Below are 16,317 nucleotides of genomic sequence, written 5' to 3' on the forward strand. Positions count from 1 at the left end.
AAATTTATAAATCAACGCTGTTTGCAATTTGAAAACAATTTTTTATCTAAAAATTATTCTACTTGAAATTTGCTTTTCCATATTGAGTAACATATATTTATTATTAACTTATGTACCTTAAAATCATTTTAAGTGATTAAGAAAAGGAGTTCTTATGCGTGCCATTAATAAGCTTTCTCTAGCCACAATGTTAGGTGTTTTGGCGGTATCCCCAAGTGTCTATTCTGCAGATGCATCTGATATTTCGGGATCCTATAAATGTTCCTATCATGATCCATTTACTACTCCTAATGACGGAACTGAAACGGTCGTATTTAAAAAAAATGGGGATGTTTATAAAGTTTCAGGTATTCCTACCGGAAGTGTATTTCCATATTACATTGGTAAGGGAATATTTAATAAAGATGTTCCTAATGCAATTGGCTACATTTTTTGGCAACCTAAATCTCCAACGGTAACAACAGTCCAAATTTTCACAATTAAACCCGATGGCTCTTTGGATGGTGTTTTTGCAGAAAGCAACAAGGATAAGGGTGGTACTGAAACGTGCACCAAAGTAACGCAACAATAGAATTAACGCGTATAAAGGTGATTATGAGAAAAGGAATTTATTATGAAAACTGTGATTAAGAATGTTTATTTAGTTACTGCATTATCCCTATCAACGATAACAGCTTATGCAGATAACACAAGTACAAGCAATTCCAATACCTCGACAAGCAATACTGGTTCCACAACAAGTAATGCAGGTACGGCTTCAAGTTCAAGTAATAACAGTACTTCTTCTGTGCTGGGGAATTATCAATGCCAACGTACTGACGCTGCAAATAATACGGTCTCTTATCCTATGAGTATTACCAAAACAGGCGATACATTTACTTTAGAATGGGATACTAGTGCTGGTGATCCGGTTCTTTATGGTACCGGTGTTATGCATCCTAATTTAACGAACGTTATTTCAGCTTCATTCTGGGATCCTAGAAAGCCTGATACAATAGGAATTCAAATGATTGAAGTGAAGCCAGATGGTTCATTGCAATCCAATTGGGTATTGCAATCTGACAACACGCTTGGAACAGAAACGTGTACTAGAGGCAAATAACTAGGTAGTAGACGTTGTGTAATCCAAAAAAGGAAGGGTTACTTTTTATCGTAACCCTTTACTTTTTATACCTTTGTTAAAGCAATCGCATAATTATCCGATATTTCTAAACTATTTATCCAACAAAGTCCTGTTCCGTAAGGCTTTTTCATCAAACAGTTAAAGAATTCATAATTTATTTTTCATTTTATAAAGCATAATAGCGAGTGGTTCTTTGAGAAAATAACGTGAAAAATATTTGTGTTTGGTCCAGCATAGGCTATTTACCGCGGGCGAGCTGACTGCATCAAGATGAAATTTTTGCGCCACTAAAAGAGCTCTGGGGGCATGAAAAGGTTCAGTCACTAAGATTATGGTTTTCAAATGATTTGCTTGAACTATTGGTTGAGAAAAAAGAAGGTTTTCATAAGTAGAAGTTGAAGCAGATTCTAGCAGGATATCTTTGGCGGGCACTCCTAATGATAGGGCAATTTCTTTCATTGTGTATGCTTCATTTGTTCCATCTTCCCTATCGTTACCCCCTGAAAAAAGAAGTTTGGGTGCATAGTGAGCTTTATATAAATCAACTGCGTGTTTTACACGAGCTACAAGGCATGGATTGTATGTGTTAGCCCAATAAGCTTTAGCACCAAGAACTAAAATAACATCCGCTGTTTTTTTCTGATCATGTTCAGCGGTTTTAATAATATAAACAGCCAAAATCGAATAAACAGCAAGCAATGAAAACAAAACCAGAATACCAATTTGTATGAACAGCTTCATAAGTCGCTCAATAAGGGGGCTCATTTTAAAAAAATAATTTTAACAGATTATGAGCAGGGATTCATGAAACAAAAAAATCCTATGCCCCAGATGGTTTGAGAGCGCATTAACTGTGAAACAATTTGCTTGTTACTTCTTAATGATGTCAATCCCGCCTGAGCAGGAAAGACATCAATTGAGATCACACGGATATTCTTTATGCAAAATTCTGCTATGTACAAAAGTGACGATACCTCGAAGAAATCAGTCTTTATGATTAGTAATGTTGATGGTAGTTTGGATTGGGTGCTCCATTTTCTACTATAACGTAGTCTCTCGGTGGCACCCATCGATGAGCATTTTTCCATCTTGAATGATGATGGTGGTGGCGAAAATATTTGAACCGTGGGTAATCATCATGTGAATGATAATAAGCAAAAGCTGTAGTGGAAAATAAAGCGGCTGCGCCTATCACGCTGCACAGCAATAATTTTTTAATCATTTGATTTCCCCTCTTAGATTGTTATCTGAGGCTAGTTTAAATAACGAATGTAACAGGGTTATAACAAGACACGTTGTAATTGTAACAAAGTTGTTACAAACGCCGGCGCCAAGAACCGCCATACCGGTGGCAGCGAGATGTCTTTTTAATAACGCGCTGTTGCAGTATCGCGATCCTCGTTATGCCCAAGACAACGCCTTATACCATAGATAAGTGACCCTTGGACTGTTCTGATTCAATACGAGCTATCTCTTCGTTTAAATCAACTTCTTCGCTTGGTACCCTTGGGATGACACAATTCGCTATCCCTTTCGATAATAAATGAACAGCAAAGGGGCTAAAACATCCCATTACAATGATAGTGGCAGGTATTGTAACGAGGAAAGTAAATGTTGTCGAAGCAGATACCCCGCTTGCACGCAGAATGTAATAGACACCAATATGGACCCCGCCACTTAAAGCTGCCATAGTCAGACTGGCACATTTTCTATAACAAGGGTCACTATCAAGACGAGAAGAACAGTTGTCCACTTTCTGTTTTCGTTCATTCACATTCGACCAATAAACTTTCTCATGCTCATTAACCAGCTTCTGCACACTAGGATTAATATAGCGATTCTCAATTTCAGCGGGTAATTTTTTATTATTGAATAAAGTAAAAAAAAGATGAGGATTTGTTTTATTAATTGTCTGAGCCGCCAGGGTGGCTAACTTAGGAACCTCTCTTGATGGAGATGGTTGTTTTTCAGATATATTTTGCTCTGGCATGCATTGACCTTATTTTTATCCAATAGAATCTATTATATAACAATAAGTTAACGTGTCATTATTTTGTTCAACATTTTAAAAAAAATTATAATAAAAATAGGATTTTCCTGGTCAAAATGACTTAAGCTAAGGGGGTAAGTACGAACATTGATTTCGGAATAAAGTTTGAGGATAAAAAATGACGAATTTTTTTCTGGGGATGCGCTACATGGTACAAGGGATTCATCATCTTTTTACGCCTGGATTGAAGCGTTTTATTCTCGTGCCGTTAGCAATTAATTTTATCATGTTTGCGGGCATGTTTTATCTTATCTATCATTATTTACTTCCCTATGCTTATCACTATCTTAATCAATTGCCTTCGTGGTTAAGTTTTCTCAGCAGTGTCTTTTTTGTTCTTTTTATACTGAGTTTTTTCTTAATGTTTTTATCTTTTTTTACTGTATTTTTTAATCTAATCGCCGCTCCTTTTAACGGCTTACTCGCTGAGAAAGCTCAAAATTTACTTTTTGGCAGTGCCATCCCTTCCTTATCATTTTCTAAAATGGTACTTCGTAGTATAAAACGTCAAGTTGAATTTCTTGGTTATTTTTTGCCTCGTTTTTTACTCATGGGTATTTTATTTTTTGTCCCTTTTATCCAACCGATTTATCCATTCTTATGGTTTCTCTTTAACGCATGGATCCTGAGTATTCAATATCAAGATTTTGCTATGGATAATAATTTGATTAGCTTTAAAGAAATGCGTAAGAAAGTTGCCAACAATAAAATGCTTTCACTTGGGTTTGGTTTGTCTATCAATCTAAGCAGTTTTATCCCCTTTTTAAACATATTAAGCATGCCTGCAGCAGTTATCGCGAGCACGATGCTGTACTGTAGATTCAATAAATGTTTGCTAAAGCATAGTCCAAAAGGTATTAATTAAAACGGCTCTGCACCCAATGGCGCATCAGTTACCTATGCGTGCCCGGATAATGTATGTGTTATCTTTTCGGGCACCCATGAGTTTGCGTCGTTTTTAATAAGCTTGAACTACAATTTTTCCTACTGCTTTTCCTGATTCAAGTAATGCATGCGCTTTATCAATGTTCTCAAAATAAAAAAGATGTGGGTCAATAAGTGGTTTTAAATGTCCCTCATCCGTCAAGCGTGCAATTTCTTTTAAAATATTGCCATGACGTTCACGTTGTTTATTATGCAATAAAGGCAATAACATAAAAACGGCGTGCAAGCTCGCTGATTTGGCATGTAAATGCGAAAGATCATGGGTTGACTTAGCTTGGATGCTGGCGACATGGCCATATGGAGCAACAGCCGCTAATGATTTTTCAAGATTTTCGCCACCAACCGTATCAAATACCACATCGAATCCCATCCCTTTAGTCAGTCGATTAACATAATCTTGGACTGATTCAATCCGGTAATTAATCGTCTCTTTAACCCCTAGTGATTTCACAATGTCTGCTTTATCTGAAGAAGATACCGTAGTATATACTTCAGCCCCAGCCCATTTTGCCAACTGAATTGCTATATGGCCAACTCCGCCAGTGCCTGCGTGAATTAATACTTTTTGTCCCGATTTGATTTTAACCTTTTCAAATAATGCTTCCCAAGCCGTGATTGCAACCAGTGGCAGTGCAGCAGCTTCTACCATACTCAATTCTTTGGGTTTTTTCGCAATGAGCTGGGCATCAGCTAGCATAAATTCTGCCAAAGCGCCACTTTCGTTGAGAAAGCCACCAGCACATCCATAAACTTCGTCACCAACAGAAAACTCAGTGACCTCATCACCAACCTCTTCAACAATGCCTGCTACATCACTATGCAGGATTGCTGGGAAGGGGGGAGAAATATGGGCGTATTTTCCAGATCGAACTTTACAGTCAACCGGGTTTACGCTAGTTGCTACAACTCGAATGAGCACATAGCCGGGTTTAATTTGAGGTTTGGGAAGTTCAATCGTTTTAAAGACTGAAGAATCACCAAAAGATGATATCGCTTGTGCTTTCATGGCGTCCTCCTAACTTGATGCAGCAGATATTTTTCTTAAAAATTATGAAAAGAATAGAATAACCTTCATACAAAAATATCATTTTAAGAAAATAAGCGGGTAATTACCAGAACTGATCACTCGCTCTTTTCTCAAAATATTAGTGGTACATAACAGATTGGATTTTTTTTGAGCGAAATCTACACTTATGGTATTCGTTGAGCATAGACCTTATGATGAATGAAATGCAAAAAGGATGGAAAAACATGTGGCAGACAAGAATGGCTGAACAAATAGGTTTAAAATTTCCAATTATTCAAGCGCCTATGGCTGGTGGGGCCACTACGCCGGAACTAGTTGCTGCGGTATCTAATGCGGGTGGCCTAGGTTCATTGGGCGCAGGATATATGAGTCCCCCTGAACTGCGGTCGGCTCTAAAAGCAATTCGTGAATTAACGAACAAACCGTTTGCCGTTAATCTTTTTATTCCTGGGAAATACCATGCCACAACAGCTCAAATTCAGGAATCATGCAACGATATTGAACAATCCTGTTCTGAGTTAAACATACAAGTTGAAGCGCTTGCGGAACCCTATGCGCCGTCCTTTGAGGAGCAAATAAACATTCTCATTGAAGAAAAAATTCCGGTGTTTAGTTATGCATTTGGTTTATTGGATGCAGAATGGATCGCTCAATTTAAAAAAAATAATACCTTTTTAATTGGTACAGCTACAACACTAGCAGAAGCCCATGCACTTGAAGAAAGTGGTATTGATGCGCTTGTTGCCCAAGGAAGTGAAGCAGGGGGGCATAGGGGGACTTTTATCGGTAAAGAGCAAGATGGTTTGATTGGTTTGTTTTGTCTTGTACCCCAATTAGTCGATCAAATAAAAATTCCCATTATTGCAGCGGGTGGAATTATGGATGGAAGAGGGATCATTGCTGCATTTGATTTAGGTGCTGAGGGGGTACAAATGGGAACTGCATTCCTCAGTTGCTTTGAAGCCGGTATTCCTGATATTTATAAGCATACTTTACTGACCCAGCAGCAGGATAATACGGTACTTACTCGTGCTTTTTCTGGAAAATTAGCACGAGGGATTCACAACCAGTTTATTGCGCGAATGGATAAAAGGAAAACAAATATTTTAGACTATCCGATTCAAAATGCTTTAACAACAGCCATGAGAAGAAAAGCAAAGGAACAAAGCAATATTGATTTCATGTCCTTGTGGGCAGGACAAGCTGCTCCACTTTGCAGAAGCATGCCTGCTGGTGAGTTAATTAGCGCTTTGGTGCTCGAAGCAGAGGCGTTGATCTCTGTTAGATAATGACACCCATGGTTTATCCCAAACCTAGCGAGGGATTTCTTGCTGTAGTGTGTTTTTAGGATGCGGTAATCCTTCATCGCTCTCCTGGCATGGGGGAGGCAATGAGAGTCGAATTAAAACCAGCTTCTAAGTTTCATTTTTTATTTTTTCATAGAGATAGTCATAAAATGAGGGTAGCGCCGCTTCCATAGTCGGCTGATAAGGGCCAGTTTGATTCTCACCTTGCTCATAGAGGGCTTTTCTTCCTTGCTGAATTTTAATACATATTTCCTCATCTTCTTGAGCGGTTTCAATATAAGCGGCTTGTGCTGCTGCACATAAAATGGGATTAGATAACCAAACATCTTTGGGATGAAAAAACTCTACGCTATTGATACACTGATCGACGCCTACTGGTGAAATCGTACTAATGACTAGCATATACGGATAGTATTCAATCATAATATTGGGATAATAAGCTAACCAAACTGCACCATATTTCGGTAACTCATTATGTGCTTGGCCTAATAAATTATCTTGGTACACTTTAAAATTGGCAGAACCTGATTTTGATAAATCAGATTGTAGGCCCACATACTGGATGGAATGTCCATCATTAATCGACCATTCGAGTTGACGCACATCGACCAATCGCCTTAATCCGTTATGAAAAAATGGGATGTGATAATCATCCAGATAGACTTCCATGAATATTTTCCAGTTAAAGGAATAATATTGCTGTTTTGCCTGCGTGAATACATAATCAGAAAAATCAAATAAGGCGCTTGCTTTCGCATCAAAGGCGTTTGCTTCTATTTTATTGTTGCCTCTAAATAAAAGTCCATTCCATTCACTCACCTGATCTTTTTTCAAGTTAAAACAGGGTGTGTGTTCAAATTGTGGCGCATGGACCAATTCACCTTGTGTATTGTAGGACCAACTGTGAATGGGGCAGCGAATTCTTTTTACATTTCCTGAATCAGATAAGATTACAGCTTGACGATGTCTACAAATATTGGAGAGTACACTGATTCCTTCTTCATGACGAATCAGCATTTCTTTATCGTTACTGCGTTTCAAGACATAGTAGTCATTTAAATTAGGTACCATGAGTTGGTGCCCGACATATTCAGGGCTTTGTTTAAAAATATATTCTTTTTCAAGTTGATAAATCAATGGATCAAAATACCAATTGACTGGGATGGGATGATATCGATTCATAATACAATAGCTCCTATACCTAATGAGTAAATAGGCTACTTGTTTACTCCCAATAAATTGTTCATGTACTTTGCTCTAGAATCCCTATAAACAAATAATTCGCGTAATACCTAAATTATAGCCTCATCTAAAAGTATTTTTTATAATTAATTCAAATTCGAACAAATGATTCTGGATAACCTGAGTAGATGTCAGACTGAATCTTAACTCGATAACATAAGATTATATTTGTTCTAATTTATTTAATTAGGCGATCCGATGGCCCGTGTTTGTCCGCGGGTTGCTGGAGAGTGCCCTAAAACACTAGTCCCCGCCAACACGTCGTGGAGGCGGGGCGTAGGCCGAGATGTGATTTAAAAGACAGCTTACAGCCAGGATTTATTGGGAGCACTTTGCATTTTGAAGGCAATATTAAATTGTGAAATCACTTATGGATTCTTTACTCTCTTCCAATATTAAAACATTATCTGATTGTTGGAGCTCTACTAAAATAAGACCATCAGTGGCTAACCCTTTTAAAACCATCGATGAAAATTGAATTTTTCCATTCTGAATATCGACAAGTCGGTTCAGCAGTTCCTTGTATTTGTTGGGTCCTAATTCATAAAGCTTGCTTGTTTGAGTGCTTGCTTCCATAGATTTTTTAAAAATTTCCTCTACCGCCCATAAAGGTTTTTTTTCTCCTATTGCTTTATCCGCTTTTTCTAAGCACCAGGCAAGATAGTCAAGTCTATCCCCAGCTTGAGTGGGTTTCGCATACTCTTTATCCTTCTTTTCTTTTAAGCTTATTTGTATCTTTGCCATAGCTATTCCTATATCTATTGTTAACAAAAAACACAACTCGATCATCTATGATCCAGTTAGATCGATTGATTTCCTTTAATTCAAAAAAAATAATAATGTGGTCAATATGTTATCTTAATAAATAAAAAAAGAAAGCCTGTTTCGATAAATTAACTCGATGGTTCTATAAGGCAAAAAGACTTCAGCAAATAGGCTATCAATATATAAATGGGGCTTTAATTTTGTGTTGTTGCTTGAATGAGGCTGTACTAATCCGGTCTACCGCATCTATGATGCAATGCGTTGTCTTTGGATTACGGATTTAGATAGATTTTTCAATTATTCTACGGTAATCAATGTCGATAATTCTCTTAGTGCAATAAAAAATATAGTGTAATCAATACTGGAACTACTAAGCAGCATTTCCATTAACTTATCCCAACGTTGATGAATAAAGCTGTTTTTGGCGAACCAATAGGCGATCAGCTTCTCAGAGTCCAATTTTTTTTGGTCATTTTTTAAAATGACAATGGTTAAGCGGCGTTGTAAGTTATCCAGTTCATCACGTAAGGATAATCGAGCCAGACTATTCCAATGACCTTCCCGAGAATCGTTACCAATTTGATCACGGAACCAAACCAAACTAAATTTACTGCCTACTTTAAAGTAAACTTCGGCTGTTCGGACTAGATCAAATTTATTTTGGGTTGCAACTTCCACTACATTTAATACGGTATACATAGCGCGAGTAGCGGCAATTTTTTTCGCAGCTTTTTCGGATAAACCGATTCCCACAAATTGTGTGACAATCTTGTCAAGATATTCTCTGGTGACACCAGCCATTAAATCGGGGATTGATTTTTCAAGTTTGCTTATTGATTGGCTGTAATGGGCAATATTATTAGCAATTCCGCCTTCAAGTCGTCGATGATGTAAAAACCAACGAGATGCCAAGTTCATTAATTGCCTGACGTGATGAAGTAACTCATATTGGGTTTGCACGGTGACCTTATAGTTCAGTGATTCAATTAATTGGTGTACGTCATCTATTTGATATGCTTTTGAAGCAATAATATAGGCACGGGCAATATCTGCTATCGATTGTCCTGTTTCTATTTGCATGCGGTACATAAAGGTAATGCCCATGCTATTAACGATTTGATTACTGAGTTGGGTGGCGATAATTTCACGTCTTAGCCGATGGTTTTGCATCGAATTGGCATACATTTTTTTGAGGAGTGAAGGAAAACCTGTTTCCAGGATGGTTGCAAAATAGGGATCATCGGGTAAATCAGATTTTAATAATTCACCAGTGATATAAATTTTTGTATAAGCCATAATTATAGACAATTCGGGCCGCGTCAGTCCTTGGCCTGCCGCCTTTCGGTCCAAAAGGTGCTTATCATCAGGAAGAAACTCAACATTTCTATCCAAATGGACTATTCCTTCCAGTTCTTTAATATAAGTCTGGTATAAGCCGCTATATGTTAGAGAGTTCGTGGCCGAAAAACTCAAGACCAGTGCTTGGTTGTAATTGTCTTGCAACACCAGCTGCGCAACCTCCTCAGTCATTTTGGTCAGCAATTGATTGCGCTTTTTCTCGGTAAGTTTTCCTTGGCTGATTTCTTTATTCAGTAGAATTTTGATATTGACTTCATGGTCGGAGCAATTTACGCCTGCTGAGTTATCAATTGAATCGGTATTAATCAGGCCACCTGTCAGGGCATATTCAACCCTTCCAAGTTGGGTAAATCCAAGATTGCCACCTTCTCCAACAATTTTGCAACGCAATTCATTACCGTTGATGCGGCAAAATTCATTGGTCTTATCACCAACATCCGCATGCGATTCAGATGAAGCTTTTACATAAGTGCCAATACCTCCATTAAATAATAAATCAACAGGTGCTTTTAAGATTTCCCGAATCAATTCGTTTGGTGTTAATGAATCCTGTGTAATCGCAAGTGCTTTTTTTACTTCCGGTGTGATGGCAATGGATTTACTGGATCGTTTGTATACCCCACCACCTTTGGAGATTAATTGAGGATTGAAATCTTCCCACGATGAGGTGGGTAAATTAAATAAGCGCTGGCGTTCTTCAAATGTTTTCAGTTTGTCAGGATTAGGGTCAAGAAAGATGTGACGATGATCAAATGCCGCGAGTAAAAGAGCATGAGGGGTATAAGTTAGGCCATTCCCGAATACATCACCACTCATGTCTCCAATACCAACGACCGTAAAATCGTGTTCTTCGATATTGATATCCAATTCGCGAAAATGGCGTTTAATGGACTCCCAAGCACCACGGGCTGTAATTCCCATTTTTTTATGATCATAGCCTGCTGATCCTCCAGAGGCGAAAGCATCTCCAAGCCAAAAATTAAATTCTTTAGAAATCGCATTCGCAATATCGGAAAAGGTTGCTGTTCCTTTATCTGCGGCTACCACCAAATAAGGATCGGCATCATCATAACAGACTGTATTGGGGGGGGAGACAACACGGTCATTTTCAAAATTGTCGGTAAGATCAAGTAAGCCTCTGATAAAGGATTGATAGCAATAAACTACTTCTTTTTTTATCTGCTCACGATCCAGCATGCTGAGTGATTTTTTTAAAATAAAACCTCCTTTGGCTCCAGAAGGGACAATCACCGAATTTTTTACTTTTTGCGCTTTCATCAGTCCAAGAATTTCGGTACGGAAATCCTCTGGCCGGTCTGACCAGCGAATACCGCCACGTGCTACTTTGGCACTGCGCAAGTGGATGCCTTCAAACTCTGTTGAATATACAAAAATTTCATATAGAGGCTGCCCTGGGGGTAGATCTGGCACTTTGGAGGTATGGAGTTTAAATGATAAATAATTTTTGGGGACGCCATGGGAGTCTAACTGAAAATAATTGGTTCGTAGTGTTGCTTTGATTAAAGACCAGAAATATCGGATGATGTGGTCTTCGTCCAAGCTGGTAATCCCATCGATATCGGCTTGGATTTCAGATTCCAAATCCGCCATTTTCTTTTTGCTTGCAGTATTTTGTTTCAGACCAAATTTTAAATAGAAAAGCTGGATCAGTTTTTTGGCAATCCCGGCATATGCTGCAATCGTTTTTTCTATATACTGTTGACTAAAGCGAAAACCAATTTGTTGCATGTACTTGGCATAAGCACGAATGATGGCTATTTCTCGCCAGGATAATCCTGCCCCTAAAACCAGCTTATTGAAACCGTCGTTTTCACAAACCCCGAGATGTATTTTGATTAAAGCTTCATTAAAAATGCTATTTACCTGGTCCAGGGTGAGTAAATTGGCATGGGCATAGGACACATTGAAATCACCAATCCAAATGAATTGATTTGGGCCAATGGCGATTCTATAGGGTCTTTCGGTATAAGTCCGTAATCCCATGTTTTCAATCATCGGTAAGATATCAGATAAGGGGATCGAACTGCCGTATCGATAGAGTTTAATATGCAATGGATGTTCTCCCCGAGTCAATTCGTAGAAAACTATCGCTAAAGGGTTCTCTGGCGTTAAATTATCGATTTGTAACAGATCGCCTATTGCTTCTTCTACAGTATGTTGCTCACAATAGCTCATTGACAATGCGGGGAGGTATTTTTCCGCAAATTGTTTCCCTTTTTTAGGACCCAATTTTTTTAATAGTGCTTGATGCAACTGATCTTTCCATGAGTTTTCCATTTTTAAATCTCACCAAGGTTCAGTGTAATTATTCACTAAGTATAGGCCATGAAAATCGATTGCATGTAATGACAAAATATGAGGATGAGATGCTTGGTTTTATACCCTATTTTCTTAAGTCTGTTTAAATAATAAACGTGGCTTAGTTGTTTTCTCGAAAAGTGAAAAATTTATGCCCTAGATAACTAGTAAACGTAGGGAAGACTAGACCAAATAAGTGCGCTATTTCTCGAGTGAATGACTGAATACCCAGATCAGGTAAAACATAATCAACGAGCAATAAACTAATAAACAAAGTTTGTATCATCCCAATTAAATTAACTAAAATAAAAAAAATAATGGAGCGTGTAAAAGTCTGTTTGCTGTTCGTAAATACAAAAAATTTTCCAAGAGTAAAGCCTGCAACCATCCCTGTAATATAAGCCAGGAGAATTGATGTTGAAAAACTGAAGGTATAGTTATAGAGAATTCTACTACAGAAATTTACTGCGAGTGATATGGCTCCTGCTATTAAAAAAACAATAAATTGTTTTGATCTAAAATAATGAATCACCACGCATTCTCTCTTCAGTTTTTGGACTTGTTGAAAGTATGTCTAGCTCTCTATTGACCTTTTAAGTGCACGAGATTTGATTTTTTTCATATCACAAAAACCCAAAATAGTCCTTGATCACCGTTTATTGGATGTTTATAGGAAGGAGGGCGCGTTATTGAGTAAAATTATTTTTTGTTAAATCCGCCCCAAATTTTCTTTCCTATCCAAAAAACGATCAAGAAGATAAAAGCCCATAATAAAAGCAAGGGTAAAAAATAGACAAAAAACTCAATTAAACCGTAGGTAAAATGACGTAACTGATCGACTAAAGCATGATAGGAGTCAATGAATGCTTCTGTAATTTTCCATTGCTTTTGCTCTGTTGTTTGAATTATTGGATTCATGCTCAAGTTAATATTTATCAATGAATAAGCCACAGATTCTTTGTAATATTTAATCTGTCCTTGGAGCACATCGATTTGTCCTTGGATCTCGTTTAATTGTTTGAACACGCTAAGAACATCCGATGTTTTTGTTGCGTTGGCCATAATTTTTGATAATTGCTCTTTGGCGGTTTGCAGGTTACTCAGTTGACTTTGTAAATCGACAAAGTGTTGCGTGATGTCTTCGCCTGTGACTGATTCTTGAACGACTTGGGTTGCAAGTGATTTCAAGGTACTTAAAGCATTATTCAAGCCTTGAGCAGGTACTCTTATACTGATATTTGCAGAGGTAGTTCCTGTGACATTGTTATCTTGAGTTAAATTCGAGCTAACGACGTAGCCACCGGAGTTCTCTGCTAATTGAGTGATTTTTTCCATGGTCGAATTAATGTTATTGACTTGCAAGGAAATATCCGCATTGCGAATAATCATACCCCGCATCACATTTTCTGATGCTTGGTTGCTATTAGATGGGGTTTTATTACGCATCATTGCTATGGGGGCGCTCGGAGTCCCAACTACGGCTTGCATGGGTTCAGGACTTCCTCCATACATTGTAGTGCCAGCTCTACCAAACCATTCGGAAACAAATAATAATAGAGACAGTGTGCCAATAAATGCTAAAAAATAAAGGATGATTTTCTTCATTATTTTTCTGCTCTACACTATGAATCATTTAAAGTGTGGCAAAGGTTTCTTGAATTGTAAAATAATTAATCCAAACGTTCAGAAGATCTCATTGTAGATTGTGTTTCATATCAAGAGCTTATGTTGCGGATTTAAAAGCCACATCATTTATTTTCGCTGATCACAAAAAGCGACGCAGACTTGATGTTCTCTGACTTCGCCTCCACAGGCAGAATAACATGCTCTATAAGTCGATTCACATTGACAGGAACTATTGCAGCTGCTGCTACGATCAAAATCAGTTATCGTTTTAGTGATAGGCAAACCCATTCTTTTTTGATCTTCTTTATATTGTTTGTATTCAAACATAGCGTTTTGCTGTGCCCTCATACGGCAATTTTCATTGTCTACTCGACAACTTTGTTGACAGTCATTTTTACCTTGAATGCATTGGGCCGTACACATTTTTGCTACATCGGATTTTGGCGGAACAAAACTGTATTCTGTGTTATAAATAGGACCACAGGCGATCAACATGCTCGCTAGAACCATAATAGAAAAAATAAAGAATTTTTTTAACATATGATCCTCTTTTTATGTGTTATAGGGGTGCAATTGTTCTGGCAGTGTGGTCATGATCATCTTGCTTTGCGACAAACGGATACAGAACAAACTGCGTTATTTTAGTGGCGCTTAGTTAAAAAATCAAGCAGAAGGCTCGGCAAGGATGCAGTGAGACACATAAATGTAAACAGACTTTGTTACCTTTGTTACTCTTTTGATATATAATTAACCAATTTATGATCGTTCCTAATGATCAGATATCCAATAATTATTTTAATTTAGAACAAAATCCATGGACATCTCATTTTTATTTGGTTTTTTTAACTGGTTGTTTCACTACTGCTCTGGGTGGCTGGCAAGTACAAAAAATCATCAACAATAGAAAAAATAGTGCCACTATAAAGAATAAAAAAATACTGGATTTAAACCGACTTTTTCATGAGTTCCCCCATTTTATGAGTACTATTAAAAATGATATCAATAACTCGAGTCATCAGAATGTAAGGGAGTTTTTTGTAGTGGATAAAGATGCAATATTAAATTCGTCTGTTCCCCGTTTTCGATATGAATTGTCTGCAGAGATTCTTCCGGCTTTAAATAGACTAGAAGAATTAGGATACATAGAGAAATTAAAAAACAATTGCCTTCACTATAGAATTGAAGAAGAGTTTGTCATGCAACTCCAATCAATAGCTATAACTTCAAAAGAATAAACAGCCTGTTTGCAGTTCTTCTCACTGGCGTGTTGGTTTTTATTGATCTTCGTGATACAACTCACCATAGCTCCCATTAAGTATTTCTGCTTCAAACAAAAGGATTGTGTGCATGATGAGAAAAGTGGTCTTCATTTTTTCGCTTTTATTGAGCGTCATAATTTCCCCTTTATTTGCAAAAGAAAAAATTAAAATTTCGGAACTACAAAACAATGAATGTGTCGAAACGATTGAATCACGTGTCAGCGATGGTGGTTTATTTTTAGATCAATGCCATATTCATGATCGTGATGTGCAAAAAATTCTTTCCTTTCTCAACGTGCATCCAGAAATTACCCGTCTAAGTATATCTGATAATCAGATTGGCTACCAAGGTGCAGAATTGCTTGCTACTACTACTCATATTCGTTATCTTTTTCTTACTGGAAATCGCATCGGCTCACTAGGAGCTGAGGCATTAGCAAAAAATACCTCTTTGGTCTATCTTCTTTTAGGAGAAAATCATATTGGTCCCTATGGAGCCGAGGCTTTAGCAAATAATACCACCCTGATTTTTCTTTCCCTTGATGGCAACCCCATAGGCACTTCGGGGGCAAAATCTTTGGCAAAAAACAAGACGTTAACTCATCTTTCTCTTAGAAAAAGTCATATTGGTGTTGCAGGTGCGCAGGCTTTGTTCGCGAATGAAACGTTGAAAAGTATCTATCTGGGAAATAACCGTTTAGGTAATGAGGGGATCAAGTTTATTGATAGAAATCAATCCATCAACTTTATTGATCTGGAAGACAATAATATTGATAAGGATGGGGTCAAGACCATAGCAAGAAAAACCAACTTGTTCTATCTCAATCTTGATAAAAATCCTTTGCACAATGAGGGAGCTGCTGTTTTAGCTCAAGTTCACATGCTGGAGTGGTTATCGATTGCGGGGTGCGGTGTCGGTATAGAAGGAGCTCAAGCCTTATCGGCACTCAATCATCTGACTATGCTTAATATCGATAATAATTTCATTGGTGATGAGGGTATTATTGCTTTAGCAAAAATGAGCTCACTGAATAATTTATATGCAAATGATAATCTTATTGGTGACGAGGGAGCAATAACCTTAGCCAATGCGACGCAGATGCGAAATTTGAGTTTGCGTGATAACCACATTGGTGATGAGGGTGCTTTGGCCTTGGCTGAAACCACGAGTTTGTATACTTTAGATGTAGGTTTTAATCAAATCGGTGCCATTGGTGTTAAAGCATTAAAAAGTAATGAGGTATTGGCTTATTTGAATACTCAAGGAAATCCTGGGGATGAATAGCCTTCGACTG

General features: G+C 37.7%; 15 protein-coding genes. 6 read left to right on the plus strand and 9 right to left on the minus strand.

Annotation, left to right across the window (positions count from 1 at the left end):
• Positions 1 to 154: 154 nt before the first annotated feature.
• On the plus strand, positions 155 to 571 hold the full coding sequence (locus tag EL022_RS07535; RefSeq protein ID WP_028382282.1) for a hypothetical protein: 417 nt from the start codon (positions 155 to 157) through the stop codon (positions 569 to 571).
• A 42-nt stretch (positions 572 to 613) separates the two neighbouring features.
• The gene (locus tag EL022_RS07540) at positions 614 to 1,102 is read left to right on the plus strand and encodes a hypothetical protein (protein WP_028382281.1); all 489 of its coding nucleotides are present in this window, start codon (positions 614 to 616) and stop codon (positions 1,100 to 1,102) included.
• Positions 1,103 to 1,270: 168 nt separating this feature from the next.
• On the opposite strand, the gene EL022_RS07545 is transcribed toward EL022_RS07540, so the two are convergent.
• Both EL022_RS07545 and EL022_RS07555 read right to left on the minus strand, forming a co-directional pair.
• Positions 1,271 to 1,864, minus strand: coding sequence for a YdcF family protein (locus tag EL022_RS07545; protein ID WP_028382280.1), 594 nt, complete (start codon positions 1,862 to 1,864; stop codon positions 1,271 to 1,273).
• Between the two features lie 679 nt (positions 1,865 to 2,543).
• Entirely contained in the window at positions 2,544 to 3,113 is a 570-nt protein-coding gene (locus tag EL022_RS07555) for a hypothetical protein (protein WP_028382278.1), read from the minus strand.
• 178 nt (positions 3,114 to 3,291) lie between these two features.
• On the opposite strand from EL022_RS07555, the gene cysZ reads away from it, so the two are divergent.
• Positions 3,292 to 4,038: a sulfate transporter CysZ gene (gene cysZ / locus EL022_RS07560; protein ID WP_028382277.1), complete on the plus strand. Its 747-nt coding sequence runs from the start codon at positions 3,292 to 3,294 to the stop codon at positions 4,036 to 4,038.
• A 93-nt stretch (positions 4,039 to 4,131) separates the two neighbouring features.
• On the opposite strand, the gene EL022_RS07565 is transcribed toward cysZ, so the two are convergent.
• The gene (locus EL022_RS07565) at positions 4,132 to 5,124 is read right to left on the minus strand and encodes a zinc-dependent alcohol dehydrogenase family protein (protein WP_028382276.1); all 993 of its coding nucleotides are present in this window, start codon (positions 5,122 to 5,124) and stop codon (positions 4,132 to 4,134) included.
• Between the two features lie 245 nt (positions 5,125 to 5,369).
• On the opposite strand from EL022_RS07565, the gene EL022_RS07570 reads away from it, so the two are divergent.
• The gene (locus EL022_RS07570) at positions 5,370 to 6,434 is read left to right on the plus strand and encodes an NAD(P)H-dependent flavin oxidoreductase (protein WP_028382275.1); all 1,065 of its coding nucleotides are present in this window, start codon (positions 5,370 to 5,372) and stop codon (positions 6,432 to 6,434) included.
• Positions 6,435 to 6,560: 126 nt separating this feature from the next.
• Here the strand turns inward: EL022_RS07570 and EL022_RS07575 are convergent, their stop codons facing one another.
• The 6 genes from EL022_RS07575 to EL022_RS07600 form a co-directional block, all read right to left on the minus strand.
• Positions 6,561 to 7,634, minus strand: a complete 1,074-nt coding sequence (locus EL022_RS07575; RefSeq protein WP_237761239.1) for an aromatic ring-hydroxylating oxygenase subunit alpha — start codon at positions 7,632 to 7,634, stop codon at positions 6,561 to 6,563.
• A 411-nt stretch (positions 7,635 to 8,045) separates the two neighbouring features.
• Positions 8,046 to 8,438 (minus strand): hypothetical protein, encoded by a 393-nt coding sequence (locus EL022_RS07580; protein WP_028382273.1) that lies wholly within the window; start codon positions 8,436 to 8,438, stop codon positions 8,046 to 8,048.
• A gap of 318 nt (positions 8,439 to 8,756) precedes the next feature.
• Positions 8,757 to 12,116, minus strand: coding sequence for an NAD-glutamate dehydrogenase (locus EL022_RS07585; protein ID WP_028382272.1), 3,360 nt, complete (start codon positions 12,114 to 12,116; stop codon positions 8,757 to 8,759).
• A 142-nt stretch (positions 12,117 to 12,258) separates the two neighbouring features.
• Complete coding sequence (locus EL022_RS07590; RefSeq protein ID WP_028382271.1) at positions 12,259 to 12,669, minus strand: GtrA family protein; 411 nt, start codon at positions 12,667 to 12,669, stop codon at positions 12,259 to 12,261.
• A gap of 167 nt (positions 12,670 to 12,836) precedes the next feature.
• The gene (locus tag EL022_RS07595) at positions 12,837 to 13,742 is read right to left on the minus strand and encodes a DUF4349 domain-containing protein (RefSeq protein WP_028382270.1); all 906 of its coding nucleotides are present in this window, start codon (positions 13,740 to 13,742) and stop codon (positions 12,837 to 12,839) included.
• Between the two features lie 147 nt (positions 13,743 to 13,889).
• Positions 13,890 to 14,303: a hypothetical protein gene (locus EL022_RS07600; RefSeq protein ID WP_028382269.1), complete on the minus strand. Its 414-nt coding sequence runs from the start codon at positions 14,301 to 14,303 to the stop codon at positions 13,890 to 13,892.
• A 218-nt stretch (positions 14,304 to 14,521) separates the two neighbouring features.
• Here EL022_RS07600 and EL022_RS07605 point away from each other — a divergent pair, with 218 nt between their 5' ends.
• Positions 14,522 to 14,998, plus strand: a complete 477-nt coding sequence (locus tag EL022_RS07605) for a hypothetical protein (protein WP_241972270.1) — start codon at positions 14,522 to 14,524, stop codon at positions 14,996 to 14,998.
• Positions 14,999 to 15,110: 112 nt separating this feature from the next.
• Positions 15,111 to 16,307, plus strand: coding sequence for a leucine-rich repeat domain-containing protein (locus tag EL022_RS07610; protein WP_028382267.1), 1,197 nt, complete (start codon positions 15,111 to 15,113; stop codon positions 16,305 to 16,307).
• The last annotated feature ends 10 nt before the right edge of the window (positions 16,308 to 16,317 follow it).

Source organism: Legionella cherrii (assembly GCF_900635815.1).
Lineage (GTDB): Bacteria > Pseudomonadota > Gammaproteobacteria > Legionellales > Legionellaceae > Legionella > Legionella cherrii.